At 33.6% G+C, this 23,875-nt stretch carries 24 protein-coding genes and 1 tRNA gene; 13 read left to right on the top strand and 12 right to left on the bottom strand.

Annotated features, from left to right (window positions below):
• Positions 1-137 precede the first annotated feature (137 nt).
• A complete protein-coding gene (locus tag NFRAN_RS08185; protein ID WP_134484529.1) occupies positions 138-683 on the bottom strand; it encodes a hypothetical protein in 546 nt (181 codons plus the stop codon).
• A gap of 1,314 nt (positions 684-1,997) precedes the next feature.
• On the opposite strand from NFRAN_RS08185, the gene NFRAN_RS08180 reads away from it, so the two are divergent.
• Together NFRAN_RS08180 and NFRAN_RS08175 are read left to right on the top strand one after the other, a co-directional pair.
• Complete coding sequence (locus NFRAN_RS08180) at positions 1,998-2,282, top strand: hypothetical protein (protein ID WP_134484528.1); 285 nt, start codon at positions 1,998-2,000, stop codon at positions 2,280-2,282.
• A gap of 23 nt (positions 2,283-2,305) precedes the next feature.
• Positions 2,306-3,181, top strand: a complete 876-nt coding sequence (locus tag NFRAN_RS08175; RefSeq protein WP_134484527.1) for a hypothetical protein — start codon at positions 2,306-2,308, stop codon at positions 3,179-3,181.
• Positions 3,182-3,409: 228 nt separating this feature from the next.
• Here the strand turns inward: NFRAN_RS08175 and NFRAN_RS13815 are convergent, their stop codons facing one another.
• Positions 3,410-3,562 (bottom strand): hypothetical protein, encoded by a 153-nt coding sequence (locus tag NFRAN_RS13815; RefSeq protein ID WP_172602218.1) that lies wholly within the window; start codon positions 3,560-3,562, stop codon positions 3,410-3,412.
• Positions 3,563-4,044: 482 nt separating this feature from the next.
• Here NFRAN_RS13815 and NFRAN_RS13810 point away from each other — a divergent pair, with 482 nt between their 5' ends.
• A complete protein-coding gene (locus tag NFRAN_RS13810; protein WP_172602217.1) occupies positions 4,045-4,206 on the top strand; it encodes a hypothetical protein in 162 nt (53 codons plus the stop codon).
• 1,475 nt (positions 4,207-5,681) lie between these two features.
• On the opposite strand, the gene NFRAN_RS08170 is transcribed toward NFRAN_RS13810, so the two are convergent.
• Positions 5,682-8,078: a helicase-related protein gene (locus tag NFRAN_RS08170; protein WP_269472319.1), complete on the bottom strand. Its 2,397-nt coding sequence runs from the start codon at positions 8,076-8,078 to the stop codon at positions 5,682-5,684.
• A gap of 58 nt (positions 8,079-8,136) precedes the next feature.
• Positions 8,137-8,466: a hypothetical protein gene (locus NFRAN_RS08165; RefSeq protein WP_134484525.1), complete on the bottom strand. Its 330-nt coding sequence runs from the start codon at positions 8,464-8,466 to the stop codon at positions 8,137-8,139.
• A 192-nt stretch (positions 8,467-8,658) separates the two neighbouring features.
• Here NFRAN_RS08165 and NFRAN_RS08160 point away from each other — a divergent pair, with 192 nt between their 5' ends.
• The 7 genes from NFRAN_RS08160 to NFRAN_RS08130 all read left to right on the top strand — a co-directional run bounded on the left by NFRAN_RS08160 (position 8,659) and on the right by NFRAN_RS08130 (position 16,784).
• Positions 8,659-10,080, top strand: coding sequence for a DEAD/DEAH box helicase family protein (locus NFRAN_RS08160; RefSeq protein WP_320410602.1), 1,422 nt, complete (start codon positions 8,659-8,661; stop codon positions 10,078-10,080).
• Between the two features lie 129 nt (positions 10,081-10,209).
• Positions 10,210-12,237, top strand: coding sequence for a DUF790 family protein (locus tag NFRAN_RS08155; RefSeq protein ID WP_134484523.1), 2,028 nt, complete (start codon positions 10,210-10,212; stop codon positions 12,235-12,237).
• Positions 12,238-12,421: 184 nt separating this feature from the next.
• Positions 12,422-12,796, top strand: a complete 375-nt coding sequence (locus NFRAN_RS08150; protein WP_134484522.1) for a hypothetical protein — start codon at positions 12,422-12,424, stop codon at positions 12,794-12,796.
• Positions 12,797-12,817: 21 nt separating this feature from the next.
• Positions 12,818-14,209 (top strand): FAD-dependent oxidoreductase, encoded by a 1,392-nt coding sequence (locus NFRAN_RS08145; RefSeq protein WP_134484521.1) that lies wholly within the window; start codon positions 12,818-12,820, stop codon positions 14,207-14,209.
• A gap of 95 nt (positions 14,210-14,304) precedes the next feature.
• Positions 14,305-14,378: transfer RNA gene (locus NFRAN_RS08140), tRNA-Pro, on the top strand.
• A gap of 250 nt (positions 14,379-14,628) precedes the next feature.
• Positions 14,629-15,720 carry a cation diffusion facilitator family transporter gene (locus NFRAN_RS08135; RefSeq protein ID WP_172602215.1) on the top strand — a complete coding sequence of 364 codons (1,092 nt, stop codon included), beginning with the start codon at positions 14,629-14,631 and terminating at the stop codon, positions 15,718-15,720.
• A gap of 125 nt (positions 15,721-15,845) precedes the next feature.
• Complete coding sequence (locus NFRAN_RS08130) at positions 15,846-16,784, top strand: hypothetical protein (protein WP_134484519.1); 939 nt, start codon at positions 15,846-15,848, stop codon at positions 16,782-16,784.
• 546 nt (positions 16,785-17,330) lie between these two features.
• Here the strand turns inward: NFRAN_RS08130 and NFRAN_RS08125 are convergent.
• The 4 genes from NFRAN_RS08125 to NFRAN_RS08110 all read right to left on the bottom strand — a co-directional run bounded on the left by NFRAN_RS08125 (position 17,331) and on the right by NFRAN_RS08110 (position 18,909).
• Positions 17,331-17,522, bottom strand: coding sequence for a hypothetical protein (locus NFRAN_RS08125; protein ID WP_134484518.1), 192 nt, complete (start codon positions 17,520-17,522; stop codon positions 17,331-17,333).
• A gap of 14 nt (positions 17,523-17,536) precedes the next feature.
• On the bottom strand, positions 17,537-17,983 hold the full coding sequence (locus NFRAN_RS14260; RefSeq protein ID WP_232037980.1) for a hypothetical protein: 447 nt from the start codon (positions 17,981-17,983) through the stop codon (positions 17,537-17,539).
• Positions 17,984-18,296: 313 nt separating this feature from the next.
• Positions 18,297-18,677 (bottom strand): hypothetical protein, encoded by a 381-nt coding sequence (locus NFRAN_RS08115; protein WP_134483198.1) that lies wholly within the window; start codon positions 18,675-18,677, stop codon positions 18,297-18,299.
• Positions 18,610-18,909 carry a hypothetical protein gene (locus tag NFRAN_RS08110; protein ID WP_134484516.1) on the bottom strand — a complete coding sequence of 100 codons (300 nt, stop codon included), beginning with the start codon at positions 18,907-18,909 and terminating at the stop codon, positions 18,610-18,612. Before NFRAN_RS08110 ends, NFRAN_RS08115 begins: the two co-directional genes overlap by 68 nt.
• Before the next feature lie 277 nt (positions 18,910-19,186).
• Here NFRAN_RS08110 and NFRAN_RS13800 point away from each other — a divergent pair, with 277 nt between their 5' ends.
• The 3 genes from NFRAN_RS13800 to NFRAN_RS08100 all read left to right on the top strand — a co-directional run bounded on the left by NFRAN_RS13800 (position 19,187) and on the right by NFRAN_RS08100 (position 20,787).
• Positions 19,187-19,414 (top strand): hypothetical protein, encoded by a 228-nt coding sequence (locus NFRAN_RS13800; protein ID WP_172602214.1) that lies wholly within the window; start codon positions 19,187-19,189, stop codon positions 19,412-19,414.
• Positions 19,401-20,399, top strand: coding sequence for an Ig-like domain-containing protein (locus NFRAN_RS08105; RefSeq protein ID WP_172602213.1), 999 nt, complete (start codon positions 19,401-19,403; stop codon positions 20,397-20,399). The genes NFRAN_RS13800 and NFRAN_RS08105 overlap by 14 nt, the downstream gene beginning before the upstream one ends.
• A gap of 136 nt (positions 20,400-20,535) precedes the next feature.
• Positions 20,536-20,787, top strand: a complete 252-nt coding sequence (locus NFRAN_RS08100; protein ID WP_134484514.1) for a hypothetical protein — start codon at positions 20,536-20,538, stop codon at positions 20,785-20,787.
• Between the two features lie 220 nt (positions 20,788-21,007).
• Here the strand turns inward: NFRAN_RS08100 and NFRAN_RS08095 are convergent, their stop codons facing one another.
• From NFRAN_RS08095 to NFRAN_RS08080, 4 genes are all read right to left on the bottom strand, one after another.
• Positions 21,008-21,415: a hypothetical protein gene (locus NFRAN_RS08095; RefSeq protein WP_134484513.1), complete on the bottom strand. Its 408-nt coding sequence runs from the start codon at positions 21,413-21,415 to the stop codon at positions 21,008-21,010.
• 391 nt (positions 21,416-21,806) lie between these two features.
• The gene (locus NFRAN_RS08090; protein ID WP_134484512.1) at positions 21,807-22,238 is read right to left on the bottom strand and encodes a hypothetical protein; all 432 of its coding nucleotides are present in this window, start codon (positions 22,236-22,238) and stop codon (positions 21,807-21,809) included.
• A gap of 33 nt (positions 22,239-22,271) precedes the next feature.
• The gene (locus NFRAN_RS08085) at positions 22,272-22,694 is read right to left on the bottom strand and encodes a DUF1622 domain-containing protein (protein WP_134484511.1); all 423 of its coding nucleotides are present in this window, start codon (positions 22,692-22,694) and stop codon (positions 22,272-22,274) included.
• A 561-nt stretch (positions 22,695-23,255) separates the two neighbouring features.
• Positions 23,256-23,849: a DUF1772 domain-containing protein gene (locus NFRAN_RS08080; protein WP_134484510.1), complete on the bottom strand. Its 594-nt coding sequence runs from the start codon at positions 23,847-23,849 to the stop codon at positions 23,256-23,258.
• Positions 23,850-23,875 lie beyond the last annotated feature (26 nt).

Here is a 23,875-nt window from a genome sequence, read left to right as displayed (position 1 = left end):
ATAGACACATTAATTAAAGTCAGTTATCTCTATTCAAGTTTTCATGTTAATTGAGATCACAATTGTGGGGATTGAATTAGGATCCAAATACTAAAAAAATTACAAGTACATATTAGTTACAAAGAGTTAAAGTAACACTATACTTGTTGCACAACTTTGCGTGACCTTTGATTCATTTTAGATATTACGAGTGACATCGAATGAATAACTCCCATTAAACCTTCCAAAAAAAGCCTCCTTGTCAAGTCTTCATGAAACATTACTTTGTATATGTTAATTGCTGGATATGACTTGATCATCGATACATTCATTGGATAAATAATGCCCTCTAGTTCGCTATATGTAGTATCAAAATTTTCTTCATTTAATTGATTTTGCATTTGATTGTCAAGTTTAAAAGTAGTTCTTATTATAAAACCATCATCCAAGTCCTTTTGGTACTCCAAAAACAAAGGTGTAGATAAGCCAAACTCATATGGAATTTGAGGTGTGATCTGCGCTTGATATTCTATTCCTTCGATGTTGTTGTCCTTTGTGGTGTCTTTAGTTTCATATCCCCACTTCTTTAACCAGCTAACTAATTCCTGAAACTGTTGTTCTTTAGATTTGGTCAGCATATCATTATTATTTTTAACTTCTTTTTTCTCATTTGTTGTATCACTTTTAGATGTAGGATTTGTCATAGCTTAGATTTTATTTGATTCAGACATATTTCCGTCCATAAATAAATTATGCAAATATTTAAATTCTGATTCCAATCTCACAAACTAGAATAACTCAAATTGGTCTTTTAGATGTCTGTCAACTATGCCAACAATGCAATTATCTACCATAATTACATAATTTATAAAAATTAGAATTTGAATTAAAGTATCTTCAAATCGATAAACAAGAAACACTTGACGCATGGGCAATCAAAAAATAATAAATTATCCTCTTAAGATAGACCTATAGACAAATCACGTAGTAATCCTAGTACGATGGTTAATTTTCTAATTCCGTTACTTCTTCTTTTAACCTCACTTCGGCTCTAATCACCTAATTCCAGACTAATGACGTAAATATATCCTCTGTGGGTTAAATAATATATTACAGTCAAGAATCTTTGATACCCAGCCAACTTATTTATTTTTGATCAAGATTTTCCATTTTTGTTCTCAATTTGGAGATGTAACTTTAATTACAATTCGAAAAAAGATTGATTCATTTATTGGGATTTTAGATAAAAGTTCAAAATATTGAAGAATCCTTGATATACAAAAAAAATGGTTAAACAATAGCAATCGTTATTTTTGACCATCTGTATTGTTACCACCAAGTTAGAGAATTTTTATGGCGGATTATTTATGGGTGCTGTCATGTGTTCAAAGACTTCAAGGGGTGATACCTTAGATGTGAAGTATTTTGAATCATACCAGCTCCAAATAGCTAATTTTCTTTTTTTCTATCTTAAATTCCATTATAAAAGGAAGCCACTACTTAATGACCCGATCAACTGTATGAGTGATGGATAAATCAAATAATTTAACTTTTTTATCTACAAAAAATCGTGATTCCAGACAATTGAATCATATTATTTATTATATCTTATAACAGGTTTGGGAATTAAATTCAAATAATATAGATATTATTAGCAAATACCGTTTATTTTGAAACTGTAGCTATCATGATATCACAAAAATATTTAGATCATTAATAGGTAGTAACAATCAAATTTCAAAAGTACCACATGAAGTCGAAGAAAATAGATCGGACAATTGCCGAAAGTATTAGAAATATCAAGTTAACTAAGACGACCGTAAAATTTGATACTAATGAAGTATGTCGTCATATATTATAACTTTACCATTAGAATCATTACTGTTGTTAGGATAAAGTACTTTCACTTATAAGTGTTCCTTAAACAAATAAGCCGATTATCTTACTATTTATTTTTTGTAAAAAATATACTTTCCAAGCTTAGAATCGTAATATCATTATATATTTTATTTATACTAATGGTTATTGTGAGAAATAACGTTACTTTTAGCACAATTATCATGATTACCCTGTTATTAGCAGGGTTTCAATCATTGGTATTTGCCCAAAACCCAGACTCAAATTCAATTAACTCAAGAATAGAAGAAGCCCAAGAAAGGATGGGTCAAAGTCTAGATTATGCACAGCAGAAGATAGCCGAAATGGACGATATCCAAGGTTTTATGAATCTAGATATAACAGAAATCCTTGAATGGTTCAATGATATCATTCCATTTCCAGGTGGAGGAATCACTGGTCAGTAGGTGTTTTAGTCTATACACATGGTATGGGCACACCAGGAAGCCATGAACCAGAAAAGACAGAACCCATAAAACAGGCCCTCGAAAGATTAGGATACCCAACTGAAATAATAACCCATATGCCGTATAACTGGGACGAAGGATTAGCAAAGTTAGATGAACAAGGAGTAAAATATGTAATCTTCCTATACACCGATCTCTTTGGACCAGACGCAACCATCATACATAACGTTACAAGAGGAATATTTGGAGGAATTGAAGAGTACAAACACTGTCCAGGTGTTCCAACGGGTCCAAACAACTGTTTGTACATGGGAATGCTAACAAAACCTGCAAGTGAAACAAGCAATGCTATCCTCATTTTCTCAAGACCTGCAAGTCCAGATGACAATACATTGCGAGAAATATTTGTTAAAATAGCCCAAGAATCCAGATCTGAAAATAATAACGGTAACCCTGAAAAAGAAGTATTTGTAATGGTAGGACACGGAGCGAGATCTAATTTAAATGACATGGCTCAAGTTGAAGAACTTACCAATGCAGCTAAACATGTAAAGCAGAAAATGGGTTATGCTGATGCATTTGGAATTACTGCAAGAGAAGACTGGCCTGAATTGATGGAGGTAGCAGTACCTAACGCAGTAGACCAAATAGAAAGATCATTAGCTGTAAATAATGCAAACAGTGTTGTGCTTGTTCCTGCAACGGGTAGTGGTTCTGGATTTGATGCAGTCAAAGAGGAACTAGACAATAGGGGAATTCCATATACTGTAACAGAAGAACCCATTCCAATAGGATCGGATGAATTTGTCCAATGGGCGCAGAAGAACATCCTTGGAACAACTGCCTTTATCATAAAGGAAAAACCAGTAGAAAATACCTTAACACCAAACTGGGATTAGTGTTAGATAAGTGGGCAGGTACATATTGATAACCTGCTGCCTTACAAACAACTTTTTTTCTTTTTTATTCTAGAATATTGATTTGCACATAGGACACAAAAAAGCAATTTGAAAAGATGGTATCAAAGTTTAGGAAATAATGAAAAAAGGAATGTTTTGGTAATAAGACAGGTAAAAGTATCAGTCCTAATTATAAGGCCAAACTGGATTCTGAGTCTGATCAATCAATTATGTGGAATAAAATACGAGTATGTGGTAGGAAGTGGCATAATTGTGTGTAATACCGATACCTTTTTGATCGTTCATCGATGCAATCATACATTGGGTTATCTCAGCATGTTTCTTTGCACCTTCAGTATTGGTGTTGTTCAGATCCTCCATGACTTTCCAGATGCCTTTACAATTCTTGTATTTTCAGTGTCTCCATAAACTATGTAATCTACAACACCAATACATAAAATAACTCCAATGACAGATAAAAGGAAAACAGACATAATTGAATGTATGTATTATTCTCTATCATGGTAAAGTAAAATTTTTCAAACATAATAGTTATTTAAATTCCAAATTCAAGAACAAGTTGTTTAAATAAAACTTATTGGTGAAAGACACGTCAGTTCAACTTTTAACAGGTATCAATTATAAATTAAACAAATAAATATCCACAAGTAAAATACAATGAGAAGTTTTAAAGGGCTTTTGGATTGGTAATGGGGTAGTTGATAACCATTCCTTATACTTACTAAATACTTCCCATTGTCTTGGAGTCAAAAAATGTCCAAGTAGCATTTAGGCCGATGGTATATATGGTTGTATCATCGATATTATTTAGATGTTCTTCTTATTTTAGGAATGGATAATTAGTGATTGTAGATCTGAATTTATTATCAGCAATTGTCGATGCCTTTCTCTTTGAAGGAATATTCATGGTAATTGTAAGATATGGGATAAGTAGACAAATATATTTTAATAACAATCACAATGTAACAAGATTAAGAAAGGCATCAACGTCAGGCAATGATTAAACCTTTCTCACGTTTTTGTATCTTGTATCAGAAATATCCTGAACAAGTAAACTTATGACGTGAATGTAGCCTTTCTCAATCTACAATTACATTGCAGATGTTTAGTGAATACTTCATTTGCCATATGTGCATTGGCTATAATTTATTCCTAAATATAATATATATCTCTGATCAAGATTTTCATTCTAAAGAGTCAGAATCTTGAATACCGAATTTGCCTCTGCTATAGATATTAGTAATGAATATTTGATTTCTCTTAGTTTATCTATCAAGAATATGAGAAAAGAAGGAATATACCAACGTATAATATTCGTCCACCACATTTAATGATGTATACCGGTTTAATGGTCCTGATAGTTTTCGAATCCTGCTGACAGACAAGCTCTTCACAACAAATATAAAATTTTTAGATCTGCTTGTTAGGATCTAAATAGGAATTATCATGTGTTACTAATTCAGTGTCTAGTTCAATCAGAAAGATATCAAATTTCCTTATGTTGAATATATTCTTCCGTTGTCTCGAATCTAAATAATGGTTCCAAGTAGTATCAAGACTTGCTGATGGGCATTATAAATCATAAATCTATTTAGACATTCGAGGAACTAGTTAATTTGATTATGAACTATTTTGTGGATAAATCCACAAATTTTAAAATGACAAGAGTTATAATTTGAAAGTTGTTTACATGAGAGGTTTAAAAGAATAGGCAAACAAAGAGACATGCTCAATTATCTTGTTACATCCACTATGAGAAGGATCAACGGAGAAACCCCTCAGAGTGGATGCGAGTACCTATATTTCCTTTCGAAAATAGTAGAGTAGTTTTTCTGAAAGAAACTATCGAATATCTATTTCGTTGATTCTCGAAACAAAGTCCGATATTCTCTAATGACTGAGTATCAATACGAACAAGCAAAATTGAACTGCAGCATTTCTGTAAATATTCTTCATAGTCTCGGGTTTAATTCGCGAGCCGTTTTGTGTCTATCTAACCAAAGTTTAACAGCCCAAAGGCAGTAGAATAGATATGATTGTCAAAAGAAATAGAATACGAACAAAAGCATCAGCTAGGAGCCCTATAAGGAAAATTATGACGTTTTTGTATCCTTGTTTGCTCGAAAGAATCGTAGGATACTAGGGTATGTATTTTACCGGTGTCGCTTTTTTTAACTTAAAGTATGTATGTATTTTTGCTTACACAAAGTTTTCCAAAGGACTGACAATTAACATGATGAGACGGCTTCAAGATGTCTCAGGCATCAATTAATGATTATAATCATCATTATTGTTCTCTCTTCCTGTAAATCCAAAAGAGGTGAAGATATGATTACCAGCTTGTTCTAGTTTACGCCAAAATTGTTTATATATAACTTCCATTTATTTTTGATAAAGATTAGCATTTACTGAACTTATTAGAGTCTGAAAATTGATATAATTATTTAGGTAAATAAATTGTTGAATTAAACCTATTGAATCATAATATCTTTTTTATGATCAAATGCAGTACATTTTCTCTTTTGTACATCTCGCCAATAACCTCCAGTGTATTACCCTTTTTTAGTAGCTGTCTTGGTCCGAAATAGTCATAGTGTTCGAGAGAAGCATACCATTTATCATTTACTTTTACTACGGCCTTGCCTAATAATACCTTTTCAATAAATATAGAGTACTTGCTACCAGGTAAAAACCGTGTTGATTCGACCAGAGCTAACGTATTTTTGTTTAGTAATACTATTCGTTTTATTTTTTTCAAGTTAGCAATTGCTTCTTGAATGATCGTCCTATCCATATCAACCTGTTCTTCAATAGTAGCAATAGTCAATCCTGATTTTCCGGCTTTTGCAAGAAGACTATTAATCTGTCTTTGAGCCTTCTGAACCATTTTCTTTTTGTCCAAGCTTAAAGACGCCTCATACAAGTCTTCAAGATTTTTCGATGTAAAAGAAGAGGTAAAATCTTTGGAGGTTCTATTGCTGTCGGACTTGAAAGAACGATAAGACAATCTTCTTACAAGAGTCTTTATCTTCTTATTAGAATTAGAAGAAACATACTCGTAAATAGGATTATCATTTGTCAATACAGTATCGATATTTGCAGTTTGCGTCTTATTTTCCTTAATTCCTTCATGAAATTGGTCGGGTTGGGTGTATAATCGAGAAATATCTGACTCTGTCATTCTCTCATAATTTTCAAAGGATCTTTTCTTGTAATAGTTTAATGAGAAATTAGTTTTTTGAAGGCTTGACTGCATTCTGAATAGTTTTCTCTTAGAGGCCTCAAGGTATTTTACATCTACAGAATTTTCCGAAACCAGAATTACCACTTTGCCGTTTGAGAACCTTCCGGTTCTACCTTTTCTTTGTATAAACCTTATTTCACTTGGAACAGGCTCGTAGAATAACACAAGATCAACGTTAGGAATATTGAGGCCCTCCTCAGCAACAGAAGTAGCAACAAGAACTGGAAACTTACCCTCACGAAAATCGTCAAGTATTGACAATTGCTTATCTTGACTAAGGCCTTTTACGCCATTCCTACTGGCTTGGCCATAAAATCCCTTGCATTTTATACCATTTTCTTCCAGAAATAACGTGATCTCTTCAAGAGTATCTCTATATTGAGAAAATATCAAGACCTTTTTCTGTGCAATAGAAGAACTTGACTGTGCAATAGGTAGTGATTCAATTTTTTTAGGAGTATTAACAATGGAATTTTGTGAAAACTTTGACAACGTATTTTTTTTATGATCAGATAAAGTCGTTGAATCCGGTTTAAGAAATTGGTTGATTACGAACAATAATTTAGCTAATTTGGGTTCTGCCTGACCAATATTTTTGTTTAATATTGCCTCGATTTGTTGCACTCGTGTATCCAAGAACAAGTAATTATAGGATTTACCAGAATTTTCTTTGGAGGCATTGAGGAATTTTCTCAAGGCAAAGGCACCCTGTGATTCAATTAAGTCACGACAATAAAGTAAGATCATAGATAGTGATTGATACCTTAATGCAGTAATTAAGAAAAGATTTGGTGCTTTTGGATCAAGATTCAAAGTTATATAGTCCCTAAGCGATAGTAAATCCTTTTTATACACGCTATCCGCTCGTTTCTTTTTCAATAGTCTATTCTTGATGAGCCAATTGATATTATCATGGATCATCGAGGTTAAAATGTCAGATATTTCCAAATGATAGTTATTCAACACAACGCGTTGATATTCTATATCGGTATCATATACATATGGTAATACATCATCCTCACGTTCTTCCTTTGAAATTATTTGTTCTATAAACAAATTGCCACATACCTCTTTGATTTTATCTTCAGTATAACCTGGACTTGCAGATAACCCAAGTACAAGTGGAGGATCATTGTTCTCCGAATCACGATAGAATTGATTAGATATACGGGTGTAACTATAATCTTTAACTGCCCGATGAGCTTCATCATATACTATTAGATAAAAATCATCTTTTTTCAATAAATTATTACAAAGATCATTATTAACGAGCTCAGGAGTAGCAAAATAAACTCTAATTTCTGAAGAATTCCACAATACTTTCCTAATTTCAGGTGCAGTTTTTCCAGTCAAGCAAACACATTGGCTTGCAAGAAGAGTATGTTTTCTGAAGAGATCAAAATGCTGAAACACTAGAGGCCGGGTTGGGGCTAGAATCAGAATCTTAGAATCTTTCCAATTCAGCAATATATCAAGACAGATCAAAAGTGCGACAATGGTCTTACCTAAGGAAGTAGGAATAACAACTAAAGAATTTCTATACAAAGACTTTAGTACAATGTCTTGTTGATATTGACGAAATATCAGCGAATTTTTTCTTAATAGAGGATGTGTAAAATATTCTTGGACCAAATCTATAAAAGTATTAAATCAAATGGGGCGAATGCTATTATCTATCAAATATGAAAATCTAAATCTCGAATACGTCGTTTGATTCACCTTTAACTACAGTTTTTCTTTCTGGATTAACATTATCGATTGATTGTGCTAGTTGTAAAACTTTGGAATTTCCTATTAATTCAAGAATTGAGTTAAGTTCCTCTGAGGATTTTATTACAATACCCCTCTTTTTGCTTGGGGCGCCATTTGAATTGAGTGGATTAATCTCTATTGCAATAGTAGGAGGTCTACCACGATATTCAGGAAGTTTAAATAAAAAAACACCGGCTATACTTGTGGGCTTTCTTTCCCAGTCTTTGCCTTCTTTTAGAAATTGTAGTAATCTCTCCTCACTCGACATATTGCTATCAAATTATATGCCGTAGACTGTCCTTTTAATTTAACTATTGGATTATTATTCGGCCCTTTGGTTACAAGATTACTAGGTTATGGGCCAATAAAGAAAATCACCATATTGGTCGAAAAAAGTGAGGCTAATTTCTCATGCAAGATAAAAGATTCAAGGATTTGGACACCCAAAAAATATGTTTAAATAAAAAAACACCGGCTATATTTTATATATAAAAAAATAGAAATAACTAGATTAACATTTGATAAAGGTACTATCTTAATAAAAGGCCCATTTAATACCCCTTATTCAGTATTTGATCCAAGAATTAATGGATATCGCGCCCTAGGTCTTGATTATTCAAACATAATAAATTATCTTAGAAAAAACGAAATAGAATATGAAGATAGAGTACCCAATTACCTCATTGCTATTCACAAAGGACATTACAACAGTAACAGTATTGGCAAGTTAAGGGATTATCAAAGCGAAGCACTGACAAAATGGAGGATAAATAACATGAAAGGATGTATAGTTCTCCCCACAGGGGCAGGAAAGACAATAATTGCCTTACATGCCATTCTAAGAACAAACACATCAACACTGATAATTGTTCCGACATTAAACTTAATGGAGCAATGGTTTGAATCGATATCCAGTATGGTAAGAGAAAAGGATCAGATTGGAAAACTAGGAGGAGGTTTCGAAGAAGTTAAGAGCATCACAATTACAACTTATGATTCAGCATATCTAAAATCATCTTATCTAGGTAACAAATTTGAATTTCTAATATTCGATGAAGTTCACCATCTTGGATCTGACAAATACTCTTTAATCGGAGAGCAATTCATTTCTCCTTTCCGTTTAGGATTAACTGCAACTATAGAAAGAGAAGACGATAAACATATCAATATATTCAGATTGATAGGTAACATAGTATATAAAAAAGATTTTTACGAACTTTCACAACAAAAACATTTAGCAAGATTTAATCTTAAAAAGATCAAGGTTAGTATGTTACCACATGAAATATCTCGATATAATAGGACCATCTACGAATATAAACAATTGTTAAGAGAATCAAAAATTTACTATCCGTTAAAATTAGAAAAGCTAATCATTATGTCTGCATCAAATGTTAATCTCAGAAAAGCACTACTTTTAAGAAACGAAGCTTTAGATATTGCACTTAACAGTCAGGCAAAAATCAAAGAACTTGAGAAAATACTGGAAACTCACCAATCAGAAAAAATAATCATATTCACTGTTCACACGAAACTTGCATACAACATATCCAACAGATTTTTGATACCCGTTATTACAAATAAAACCAAGAACGAAGAAAGAAATGAAATTCTGGAAAAATTTAGGAAAAGCCATTATAGAGTCATAGTCACAACAAAGGTTTTGGATGAGGGAACTGATGTACCAGACGCAAATATGGGAGTAATCTTAAGCGGGACAGGCAGCAAAAGAGAATTCATTCAAAGACTTGGAAGACTACTTAGACCAAAACAGGAAACGGAAAATTTAGCAAATCTTATAGAGATAATTTCTTCAGATACTAGCGAAGTTTTTACAAGTAGTAAGAGAAATAAAGCGATAAGGAAGGTACATGGCGGCTAAGAAATCCAAAAAAGATTAAATGATGATCATGTCTTAATCCACTATGTCAAGACAAAAAAATAATTATCATTGTTGTTGTTTTTTTTTGGACCTCAGTTAAATGTAAATACAAGGTGTCAAAAATAGAAAATGCTCCCGGTCGATCTACTAAGATACAAAATAGATAACAAAAACCATAGAATAGGTCCAGTTTTATGTTCTTTTGAACAGAACTCAAAGGATATAGAATTAGCATCTCATATAATACAGACTTTTGATTATTGTCATAAACAAAAGTTAACTAAAGAAAAATTAGATGAAAATCTTAGAGATATGGAAGTCACCTACAAAGATTATAAACTTGTTAGGGGACTAGCAGCAGTATTAGAGAGAAGGTGCATATTTAAGCCATTATCACAATCATACTCAAAAAATAATAGCGATACTAAAAACGATAATACAAGATATAGTCAAGAATCAAATGATTTAATGAAAGAGCTAAGTGCGATAGAGATAAGGCGAATAGTATTTGACGAATCAGCCAGAAAGGGGATACCGACAAATGAGAACAAACGAAAATTACTATTAGAAGATATTTCAAATAATTTAAAAACTTCACCGCATATTTTATCAAAAATGATGTGGTCGGATCTGGATGAGAATGCAATAATTGATGTGTTCCTACCCATTGCTCCAGATAAATTACTATTGATGTATAACATTTCTCTTATTCAGACTTTGCTTTTTGGTTGTTTAAAAATGAGAATAGTATTAGATGTTACCTCTAGTGCAGGTACATTATGGAAAGAAGTATTAAGAGAGGTAAAAAGGCTTGGATTAATGTACTGGTTAGAAATCGAGGACTTTGAACAATCAGGCTATAACCACCAATCTAATGACAAATTATCCAAGGAAAAAAAAATCGTATGTACAATTGAAGGCGCTTTAAATGTCTTGAAAATGACCGATAGATATGGAAATGCAATAGCAAAAATATTTCCAATTATTTTAAAATCAGATAGATGGTCAATAAATGCTGACATCCTAAGAATAACAAATAGCGGCAAAAAAATTGTATATGAATTTGAAATTAATCAAAAGTCTTATCCGCGTTCTATCCCTTCATCTGCAGATTTCAGTATTTATGAAAAGGATATTGTATATTTAAGGAGTTTAACTAGTCAAAGTCAATCGGTAGTTAGACTAACATCTGCAAACAAGAAATACAAACACGATCAGAACTTTAATACAGTAATACCAGATAACATAGCATCCCACGAACTTATCCACAATTCCCCGAAAGCTGGGTTTGATAGCAAGATAGAAAGTAAATTCCAACAGCAGTTTGAGTTATTTCAAACGGGTTGGAAAATTGAACGAGAACCCGAACCGATTGTAACTAAACAAAAAACTGCATTCATACCTGATTTTTTATTGTCTAAATTCAATTATCAAATAATTGTAGAAATCATTGGTTTTTGGACAAAGGAATACCTTGAAAGAAAATTATCAAAAATACACGACATAATTCAAAATAAAAGCAAGGAAGAAAAATTCTTTATGATCCTTATTATTAACCACGAAAATCTGATGTCATATGAAAATACTGATAATGAGAAATTAGACCAAGTCAAGGGAAGTAGTAACGTATTAATAACTTCATATAAGAAAGACAAGCTATTCTTTAAAGATATTATTTCGTTTCTTAAAAAAATTGATAACTATTACTTAAATGACGAGCTCTTAAATGAAGAGAGTCAAAGTATTCTTATAGAATATGTCTCAAGATTTTTAAGAAAATTTAGGAATTCAGAAAAGGATATTATGTCAATAAGCGATCTAGAAAGATTTTTGGAAACAGAACAATTAGATAACAATCTCTTGAAAATTATGTTCAAAGATTTAGTAGATAAAAATGTCAAGTTTAAGAAGCAATTTAATGAAGAGCTAAGTAGTAATAGACTGTCAATGGTAAATGATCTCTTACTTAAAGAGGAATTTGTTAAAGAAGTTCTCGATGAAATTAAAGAAAAGCCGACCGTCAGAGAAGCTTCCGTGGTAATGACTTCAAAAGGATTGCCAGAAAAAATACATATTGACTTGCTTTCATTTTTAGGATTTAATATTGAATGGAATAGTTTAGATTTTTCAAATGCTAAAATACATTTTAGAAAATAGCAGATTCCATTTCTCCCATCAATGTTACAAAAAAAAGTTTGTTTATTGAAATTAGATACGTGATTGACTTTAATTGTTGGCAGTATGTTAGCTTGTATAGGAGGCCTAGACTGAATTATAGAAAGTAACAGATTTAAAACAAGAGGATCTTATAATAGAGGTTTAGGACGCCGGGATAAAAGAATTGAAAACAACCAAAAATGATACGGAATCTGATCAAAAAAAGAAATCCGATAGTGTAGAAGGAATTGGAGTTAAAAAAGACAAATGGTTAAGAAATATCAAAGAAAGTTGGAGAAATGTCCAATGCAGTTGTGGAAGTGACTTTCATTTTGATGGCGACATCGACAAGCTCTTTGAGTGGGAAAACATCCATCTGAGACATCTTGCATCTGATTCGGATAATCATTCCATAATATCATTTTATCCTACGGACATGATAATTTATTATCACTCTAAATCTGGGTACGTCATTGAGCGAAGGAAACATAAAAGTCATGAAATAAGTGAGATCAACCAGTCATTAATGATGGGCAAAGTAACAATGACAGGAGTGTAATAATGATTTTTTGGACATGGGATAAAGTGTCTGACAATTAGCGACAATGATCATATCTTAATTATAGGAGCCGGTATTCTTGGAACTACTTTAGCGTATGCAATATCTTCACTATGTAATACAAAGATCACCATCTTAGAACAAGAAGAAAAACCAGGGCTACATACGAGTTCAAGAAATACAGGTAAGGTACATGCTCCGTTTATATATAATCCCGAAAAGAAAAAAGTTTGGGCCAAAGCTGCAGCATATGGATATGATTTTTTGAAAGACTACTGTCGTTCTAACGGATTAGCGTTTATTGAGGATGGAGTAGTTGAAGTTGCAGCTGATCCGAAATCCGAAAAGACACTCCACCAATACTTTGAATGGGGCATAAAAAATGGCCTGAACGAATCTGAAATTACGATTCTAAGCAAAAGGGAAGTATCAACAATTGAGCCCCATGTAAGGTGTCAAGCTGCAGTATTCTGCAAGAAAGATGCATCAGTAAATTATGGTCAGATCACGCAAACAATGGGGAACCAAATACCCATCAAGAACAAACGAGCGAGAATCATAACATTTTCTAAGGTTGTTGATATTCGAATAGAACCCTCAAAACAATCTATAAAAGTAGAATACTTTGATTCTTTGGAAAAAACGAAAAGGGAAATTGACTGTAGTTTTTTAATAAATGCTGCCGGCAGCAATTCGATCAATATTTTGAATAAATTGAGAATAGAGCATCCATATCAAGATCTTTTGTTTAGGGGCGAATACTGGATTGCCCCATCAAGATACAACGACCTAACGAGGCATAGTATCTATTCGGTACCTCAATTTCAACAATTTCCTTTTCTAGATCCACACTGGATAATCAGGGTCAGTGGAACAAGGGAGGTAGGTCCAAATGCATGTCCAGTATTATCACCATATGGATACAATAATTTTACAAATGCAAAAGAATTTCTTCCTAAAATATATGGATTAATATCCAAAAAGAATCATGGAATAAATAGAACGCTTTTTAGAAAGGAATTACTCGATCTAGTTACCAAAGAAGCATTGAGCAGTATTTCCAAAAGGTACATGATCAACAGAGTGAAAAAATTTCTTCCCTCTATAGACCCAAAGGAGTTTAGGACCCGTGGAACAGCTGGTATAAGATCGGTTCTAATAGACAAAGATGGTAGTTTTGTATCAAACCCGGTTTTTATCCTACGAGACAATATTTTGCACATACTTAATTATAATTCTCCAGGGGCCACAGGTGCCATCCCTATTAGTTATGCCATCATATTCAAGCTTTTAAGTGAAGGAATACTAAAGTGCTCTCAGGAAACCATAACTGCTCAGAAGGTTGCTCCGTTTGATGTGAATCTAGTAAACGTATGCAAAGAGGAACTCGATATCGATATCGCATGGCAATAAATCTGTCAACTCCAATTGAACAATAATAAAAAACAATACGCGTCCAGAAACATAATAAATATAGGAACAAATTATAGTAATAAAATATCAAATTAGGGATCATAGTCTAGCTTGGTATGATGCCAGCCTCGGGCGCTGGAGGTCGTCGGTTCAAATCCGGCTGATCCCATTATAACAAAGAGACTGAGAGCGCATAATTTTTAGGGTTCTATGCAAATATTTTTTAGAATAAAGGCAAAGTACTGCAACAATAGATTCGTTGTTCAATTAACTATGAATATTATAAATAATTCAAAATTACTTCCATTTTATACATTAAATTGATATTTCAAATAGATTTTTGAAAATTTTTTTCATAAAGATTTGTGAGCTAGCAAATTTTAAATAGTGTAATAATGAAATAAGAATAAATTATTAATTTGGACGATTCAGAAGACAAGAAGGAAAATAAATCTACTACAGACGATCCTGCAGAGCTCAAAGAAAATTTGATTAAAACTAACACAAAAACACAACAGTCTCCCAATCTGGTCCAAGAAGGCATTATTGCAGGAAAAAAAATTGCAAAGATTTCTGTCATAACTTTATTGGCCATAGGTGTCGTAGAAATAATAACTGGAATATTAAGTGGCAGTGTTGTTGCTACTGCTGATGGTATTGACTCGATATCTGATGCCGTGATTTCATTTATAGTATTGTTAGGATTGAGAATTGCACATAAACCAGCTGATAAGAAATTTCATTTTGGATATCATAAAGTTGAAAGTTTTTCAGCATTAATAGCGGCAATAGGAATGATAGTTATTGGTGTCATTATTTTTTACAATTCTTATCAAGCATTAATCCATCCTCATGAAATCAAACATCCTTACATTGTCATGGCAGTCTTGGCAGGAGCCAGCGCGTTGTCTCTACACAGGGCATTTCAAATGCAGCTCATAGCCAACAAATACAACTTACTTTCCCTAAAAACAGACGCAAGAAATTCCATAAAGGATGGTTCAGCATCGGTTATAGGATTTTTTAGCATTCTTGTTGCCACACAGTTTGGGTTTGTACAGATGGATGGAATTGGTGGAATGATAATAGCAGGATACATTTTTTCAGTATCATATTTGTCTTTAAAAAAGTCATCTTTGATACTAATTGACTCTTGGCAAAATCCAAAACTAACAGTAGTTATTAAAAACATTATATCCGAGCAATTTAGTGACGAGAAAATAGTGGTAAGAGATGTTTTGCTTCGGTCTTCAGGAATGGTGGATCAAGCTGAAATACATATTGCTGTTGATGGTAAGGAGTCTCTAGAAGAAGTGGAAACATTATCTCAGAAAATTCAGTCCGTAATCAGTTCTCATTTTCCATCCATTGAAAGGGTTGTGGTAATCCCCCATCCATATACTGCCTCCGAGACACGAGTAACTTCAAGGATGGACAGATTTAGAAACATCAAATTAAAAAGACCATATTATTCGAGCAGAAGTAATAAAAGCGAACAAAATCCAAAATAATTTTTAAAATATTATTGGCAGTCACAGCTTTAATTCTGGTTGAAATTATGTATAAAAAAGCATAGTATAATACTATAGATGATAAACATAGAATTTAGTTTATATACTATTGCAGATACCCAAATATGATGAATATTATCGTTAATGTGAACAGAGCATTAATTACATCAACAGTTTTAGCGATTTCTTTCATACTTCTCTTAGGTCCAGCTTCTATGACCATGAACGCATTTGCTACAACAAACACTGCTAATCAAGGTATCGGCCAATCACAGGCTTCTACTCAATTGGGCATTTGTGTGTCTGGTGACGGTACTCTTTTTTCATGCAATAACTTGAACGCTCAAGGTCAAACAAATACAGGTAATAACGCATTGGCACAACAAGGTGGCGATGATGATGATGATGACAATGGTAATACTGCTAATCAAGGTATCGGCCAATCACAAACCTCTAACCAAAACGCGTTATGTGTCTCAGGAACAGGAACATTTGTATCATGCAATAATTTGAATGCTCAAAACCAAGCAAATAGTGGAAATAATGCACTGGCACAACAAGGTGGTGGTAGTGTCGGAGGTAACCAAGCTACCCAAAGTATCGGTCAATCACAAACCTCTAACCAAAACAGTGGTGTAGCTTCTGGTGGCGATACAACAGGCTCAGGCAATAACCAAAACACCCAGAGTCAAACAAACACTGGTAATAACGCAGCAGCCCAAAGTGGTGGTAGTGGTAGTGGCGGAGGTAACCAAGCTACCCAAAGTATCGGCCAATCACAAACCTCTAACCAAAACAGTGGTGTAGCTTCTGGTGGCGATACAACAGGCTCAGGCAATAACCAAAACACCCAGAGTCAAACAAACACTGGTAATAACGCAGCAGCCCAAAGTGGTGGTAGTGGTAGTGGCGGAGGTAACCAAGCTACCCAAAGTATCGGCCAATCACAAACCTCTAACCAAAACAGTGGTGTAGCTTCTGGGGGTAACACAGCTGGATCAGGAAATAATGTAAACACACAAACCCAGAACAATACTGGTAATAACGCAGCAGCCCAGCAATAATTTTTTAATTTTTTTCAGTTTTTATAAATAATTAGATACAAGGAACCTCCTAGACCATTGACATATATTTATTTTCTTGGTTTTCAAAATTAATGAAAAGATACTTACGTCGTATAAGTATCGGAAGCTATTTGAAAGTAAATTGAAACGTTTTAAAATATCATTCAGTTATTGAACAAGAGCATTTTTAACTCACTTGAAAATTGAGGCAGAGAATCAGAATCCAAGAGAATAGAACTTGAGCACCAATTTTCAAAATTGTTTGTGTTAAATCACATAGTTTTGCAAAGAATGAATAGGTTGAATTAACAAAATCATTGAATGAATAAAAAAACATGAAGAAAGATGAATGGTTTTAGTCAGTCTTTTTTAATCAACGTATATTTGATTTATTTAAATGATGAAGATAACTAACGAACGTTAAATCAAAAAGATAAGCACAAAGAAAATGAAAAATAATATCCTATGAATTCGTATCCTAGTACTATCTGCACAGACTCTTGAATATCCTCTTTAAGGTGATCCGTTAATTTAGGACATTTATTCTCAACTTGAATTTTTGCGTGAAGCTTTTCCTCCGGCTCGAGCTACTCTAGATCTAGTTTCTGCGCTAGCCGCCTGTAATCCTCGTTCATCATGTTTTGCTTTTCCTCCGGCTCGAGCTACTCTAGATCTAGTTTCTGCGCTAGCAGATGCCAAACCCCTATTATTGTTGCTATTCTTATTATTTTGAGGCATTATGTCAAGACATGTTAAACATAGTATTTAATCACTATTACCTTCACGTTACTTGCTGGACCAAATCCAGAGTCTTTAAATCGCATTGTATCTAGTTTAATGTATGGGCCAAGCATGTGAACATATCGAAAATGCAAGAGAAAATAAGGATGTGCAAGATTCACTTGAGTGTAAAAAGTGCAAAAGCAATGGATTGCATTGGGTAGCCTTGCGTATGTGCCTGACCTGTGGGCATATTGGATGTTGTGATTCCTCCGTAGGACTACACGCAAGAAGGCATTACGAAGAGACAAAACACCCTGTAATGATTGAGTTGCCAAACAAATCTTGGAAATGGTGTTATGAACATAATAGATATGGCTAATAAAGTGAAATGAAAAAATTCTAACTGCTCCAAGGAATATGATACGAAGAGGCCTTTCGCCTACAAAGTATAATAAGTATTCAGAATTTTCTTTCAATACATCCAAACAACCTCTCGAGATTTTTTTATAAACATGAAAAAGTGTATTAAATTCTTGAATCGAGTCGCCGTTAAAATGAGACAAGAGAATTCTTGTTATCTAACTTTATTGCCTTTATTCATTGAATATAGTTGTTTATAATAGTCATTTTCGAGAATGAATAGTGTCTTGTTTGATAGAAATCCCTAGTTTCGATATATTTTATTGTAATTATCAAGTGCTTTATAGTCTATTGGTAATTCATGAATAATTCAAATGGCTATAATTTTGTCCTCAAATTTAATCTTTTTATCAATTGTAAAGGCTCTGTTCACTTAATATGTTTTATTTCATTGTTATGATAGTCTACAAAGAGCCGCAGCCAATTCCGTACATGCTTTAACTTGCAATTCTTTATTCTACAAGGAAAGTAGTCATCGAAACTTTCGGTTCTATCCTTTATGTATTGCATCTTTCTTTCAATCAGACTTTTCTCAAGAGAGGAATGAATGTGATGATCGAGATTTAAGAATCTACAGGCCATTGGATACCAAGTACCTCCATCATCAGTCGAAACTGGATGAATTCCATGAATCTTGACTAAATCTGAAATGAATCTTTCAGCTACAAACATGTTTCTTTCTTTAGAGATAGACAGTGCGAGAATTTGCCTGTTTTCTGTCTGGTTCAGTTGCAACCCAGAGCCAGACAAACTCTGATCCCACATTCAACATGGTCTCATCTATTATATACTCTAGAACTCTTCTTCTAGTTGACTTCAGCTTTTGAGGCTTGTACTTTTGAATCCAATTCCAGATGGAGACATGGTTTCTTTTATACATCTGAGACAATCTTTCCGAGGCTTTTCTTAAAGATAAACCTGAAAAGTACAAATGTAAGCCATAATACACATACTTTGAAGGCGTTCTGTTTCTAGTAAGCATAAAAGAAATGGAATGCTTTCAAGCTATAGGCTTATCGTTAACTGAACAGAGCCATTGTAAAGGATTATTACTGAATTAGGTGATGTACAAACTACAATCTCAGATACGACATCACCAAACATTTCGTCAAGCGATAAACCTTCATTTAGAAATAAGTTAAATAATGATAACGAATTAACAGATATTAGAGGAAGTAAGAAAACAATCACTCTCTTAATTCCAAAGGTTCCACTCAGATTAACAGATTCTTTATAAACGCCTTTACATGGTAATTGTTATGAATAGCAACAGTTATACTTTTTTGCTGTTAGGTGTGACAATTTTATTTATTTTTGTTGCATTAGCAAATACACAATCATCGTCATTCTCACTGATCCCAGCTTATTCTACTACCCAAATAGGAGAGGAAGATTCTGAAAATAATGATAATACCCTGGGACAAATTGAGGAAACTGAAACTTCTCAAGAGAATGCAGATTTTGAGATATCAGATGAGAGTAAATAACAACAGAGAGACACCTGATTCGGAAGACCCATCTCAGGTCCAGCAACCATCCCAAATAGATATGACATCTCCTAACGTTTTAAGTGTTACCCCAAATGTGAGCACATCTGGTATTCCAGTAACTACAACTATAACCGTGACATTCAGCGAACCAGTGGATGCTTCAACCGTTACCCCCGATACGTTTACCCTGGAAACTGATAATAACAAGGTGCAGGGAAGCATTTCACTAAGCACAGATGGAACTACTGTGATATTTACTCCCGCTTCAGCTTTAGCCGGTTCGTCGATATACACGGCAACAATTTCTGATGTCAAGGACTTGGCTGGAAACACCATGAATTTTGCATCACCATGGTCGTTTACTACTGAGTCTGAAGTTTCATCACCATCACAAACACCACCATCACCACCTCAACAGCCTTCTCCATCAACACCTTCTAATCCTAATGGTGGCGGTAGTAGCGGTGGTGGAGGTAATTCTGGAAGTAGTAGCGGTGGTCCAGGAGGAGGAGTTTTAGGAGATATAAAGACCAGTCCAACAGAGAAAGATGTCCTCAAAGATGCTGCACAATACGTCGAGGATGAAAAGATGGTAGATAGAATTCTGCCAATCATATTATCAAAGATGGATAAGAGACAATTAGCAACAACCGTGCTTCCGTACCTAGATTTGCAAGTGTCGGTGCGGATAGGTGAAGGAGAAACAAAAAATGCAGAGGGTGATACTCCACGTAATATCGTTACAAGAGGCTCTTGTGCTGGAGATGAAATTTTAATCGGTGGCGGATTTCAAGCTAGTGGGGCATCTAAAATCTACTACAATACCATTGATAATGGACAATGGCGTACCTATGCGTCACATAATCCTGTTGATCTTCCTTCATCTACCTCTAGTACTGTTGCATCATACCCTATTTGTCTAAAAGCTGAACTAGTACCAAAAGACCCTAATGCACCTACTTTGACCAATGGAGGATCTTAAAGAAGTTTTCCACATCTTTCTAATTTTGGATAGTCGATTCTGAAAATCATAGTAATGGCCAGGTAAATCCTTTTGACTTACCTGCACCTTTAAAATAATTATGTATAGATATATCGACCCTTCGAATAATTTATTTTTGAAAAACGATAAAATTTATCAGAGAATCATAAATCAACTCGATTCAATTGTTTCTAATCTAAATTCAGAAGAGGGTAAACAGCTAATGTTAAGAATGATTTCTAGCTGTTATCATAAATATCATAACGCGATAAGGACTAAATCAGAAAGCGACACAGAACTACTTTTTTCAACTATAATGGCGTTACTTATAGAACAGAGTCAAGAAGTTGAGAGACTAAATTCGATAATAAGGGCTGGACCAAATTAAGGTTGAAATAATGATAAGACATGACATAAAAGATGGAGTCTTTAAGCTATATTGATATCAAAAGTAATTATGGTCAGCTATCAAGATAAAATAAGAGATTTGGAGATTTTGAACTTTGTATAGTACTTTGTTTATACAATGTTCGTTATTCACAGTATACAGTATCCCGTCAACTAAATTACATTATAAAGTCGATTCATACAAGTCTATAGATTAATTCCTATTTCCATTCCCAAACTATGCCTTTTATTTTTCCATCGTTACGTGTTTCATATTCAAAAACACCTACCAAATCTTTTAAAAACGACAGTTTTTTGGTCGAGTCAGTATTATAAAAGATCGAACCTATGTCTCTTCGGGTTTCACCGGCTATTCTAGCAATACTCTGACCTTTCCAAGTAACTCTTTCAGACCCGTCAAGAGTAGAAATCAGTCCAAAACCCTCCCCATAAATCGTACCGTCACTTTGGAGAATACTGTTATAAGTAACTAAATTCGTGACATCAATACCTTTTATTACGCCAGTTTGAGATATTGTACCTTCAAGTAACGGATTACCGTCTTTAATTCCAACAATTCTCCTATTCTCAAGCTTTCCTTGACCTTCATATATAATATCACCAAGCATTTCTAGGATCTAAACAATTAAAACTATTTATTAACAGCGTCGATGAATCTGAGAATAATATTGCTGAAGTGTTCGGTTATTAAAGTATATTTTTTAGTATTTGTCAATTTCTTCTTCAGTCATCTTCTGGTTATCGTTAGTTCCCAATCACAGTCAATTTAGATAACTATAGAAATGGAAGTAGAATAATTTCATTGCCAAAGTGCAAAATAAATCAATTATATTGAAAACAAGTACTCAGGATCTCAATATGGTATTAGGGTAACATAAAGGCAATTATAGACATCCTATGATACTTTTGAGAAGATAGAAACACTATTAGAGATACTTACTTTTATAGATATCAATACAGTACTTTATAACGGGAGTCCGGTTGTATCCTATTTTCCCATTAACTGGTATTAAATCTTCTTAAGGATTGATTTAATACTATTCTTAGTGCAAAAATACCAACAAAGAAAGCAAAATTACCCAGATTGGTAGATATAGGTTCAGATAATATTGTAATATTGGTCATAAAAATTCCTAATTTGATAATTGCACTTGCAGATTCGAATTCCAACGCCAATAATAGCCCTCTAACTAGGCCCCTTAACGAATTATTTCCCCTCATTTCCTTCTTTCTAAAAAACTTTTTCTTTTTTTGAGCAAGATGTCCATTCAAAAGAGACGAGAAAGAAAAATCATATTGATGACCTGCAACGGCCTTAGACATCAAAGCTTGGAATACAGAAACTGCAATTATTGTTACGGCGATAAAATCTAGTACCCATGTTATGGTCGTTAGGATTTCGATAAGGAGTTCAGAAAAATTAAGTAGCAATTCTCAACTACCAATTATATAAGAAAGTTGATACTAACTTTCATTATTGTTCTTTGACACGTCAGCGTCTGTATCCATTTTAATTTTGCTAATTCGATGTCTCTCTATTTCTTTTGATAATGACCAACTAAGGCCGATTCTAATCCCAACTATCACAGCAAGTATTGCCAATTCGTTAATTCCAGGGAGAAGAATTGTCTTCAAGATATCGCTTCCTACTTCAAAATCCAATGCAAGAAGCATTCCTCTTGCTAATCTTAGTCTAATGGTTTCTTTTTCGTGTGTTTGTATTGCCCTTGATTTTGTCAGTATTCTAAGAAATGAAATTAGAGCAACAAACGCAGATACAGCTATGACGATACCAGCTGCAATATCAATAGCAAAAGTAAGGATTTCAATATAAGGTCTAAGGATTTTATCTAGCGCCTCTGTTAAAGCGACAATATCGTAATTCATCTACATAATTCCCCTTCTACCATTTTTGCTAATTTATCATTAGTATTATATTTAATTGACTATTAAAAGTAATAGTGCATACCTGACATGTTTTGGTCAAAATAATTTAGTAAAGCCAGTTAATGAACAGATCATTAATCATATTTGTAACTCCTTGTTAGTTGCATTGAATAACCCGTTAGGTATTGAGAAACCACTGACAAGAAAATAATTTGATCAAATCAATTTTGAGAGATAAATATTATTGCTCCTCAAATTACCAATGGCAAAACATCTATCAAATTTGCATTCAGAACGTGCTGACACTATGTGAATAGTTAGACAGATGAAGTAGAATTCATCCATCCATTCTCAATAGTAGTAGACGATTATCACACTGGCAAAATGAAGTTGACTGCTTGATCAGCACAATGCGGTCATTTGTTTTGCTCTCCACTTGACTCATTAATATGGTCCTTTTTCAATACGAATTAGATATTAAAATGTGCTTTTCAGGTATTGTTACTAAGACTTGGACTAAACACATGTATTGAATATCTTAAATCATGGTTGTTTCATATACTATGATATATATCTGAATATATACATCATTCCAATAAATGACATTATCGCGGCAACTCCATTCATTGATAATCTTAACCAGTGTCCAGTTTGGAAATCTTTAGCTGTTTCCTGCAGTACAGAGATAGAATGTACGGATGTCCCTTCTAGAAACATAACAGTATTTTTAGGCCAAAAGTAAGCTGATGAGAACAAGAATTCCCCAACAAATATTACAAGCAGGCTCCCCATTATCCAATATTTAGATTGTTTAATCTTCCGTGTAAGAATTAGTGTCGCAATACCACTAACTAGTGTCAAAAATCCAATGATAGGAAAAAAGTCATCTGGTCCTGCAATAACCATAAAACCCATCGCCCTTTCCAATGATGATGGTACATCATGAAATATGTTAGGATAGATTATAAATGTCTCAAATATATTAGCACCAAAAGATATTATCGACAACCATGCAAAAATGGTTGTCACTCCAAACATCATAACAAATGATTTATTCATAATACGTAGCTTGTTCAAAAATTGGTTAAATGGGTTTTCATCACACGCAACGTCTTCTCCGTTTTCACCCGTAGTGGAAAATTTCTCTGCTATCAAATCGAATTAGACAACAGCGTACTTTA

Source organism: Candidatus Nitrosocosmicus franklandus (assembly GCF_900696045.1).
Taxonomy (GTDB): domain Archaea; phylum Thermoproteota; class Nitrososphaeria; order Nitrososphaerales; family Nitrososphaeraceae; genus Nitrosocosmicus; species Nitrosocosmicus franklandus_A.
Note: the sequence above shows the minus strand (reverse complement) of the source record. Positions and strands in the feature narration are given on the sequence as shown.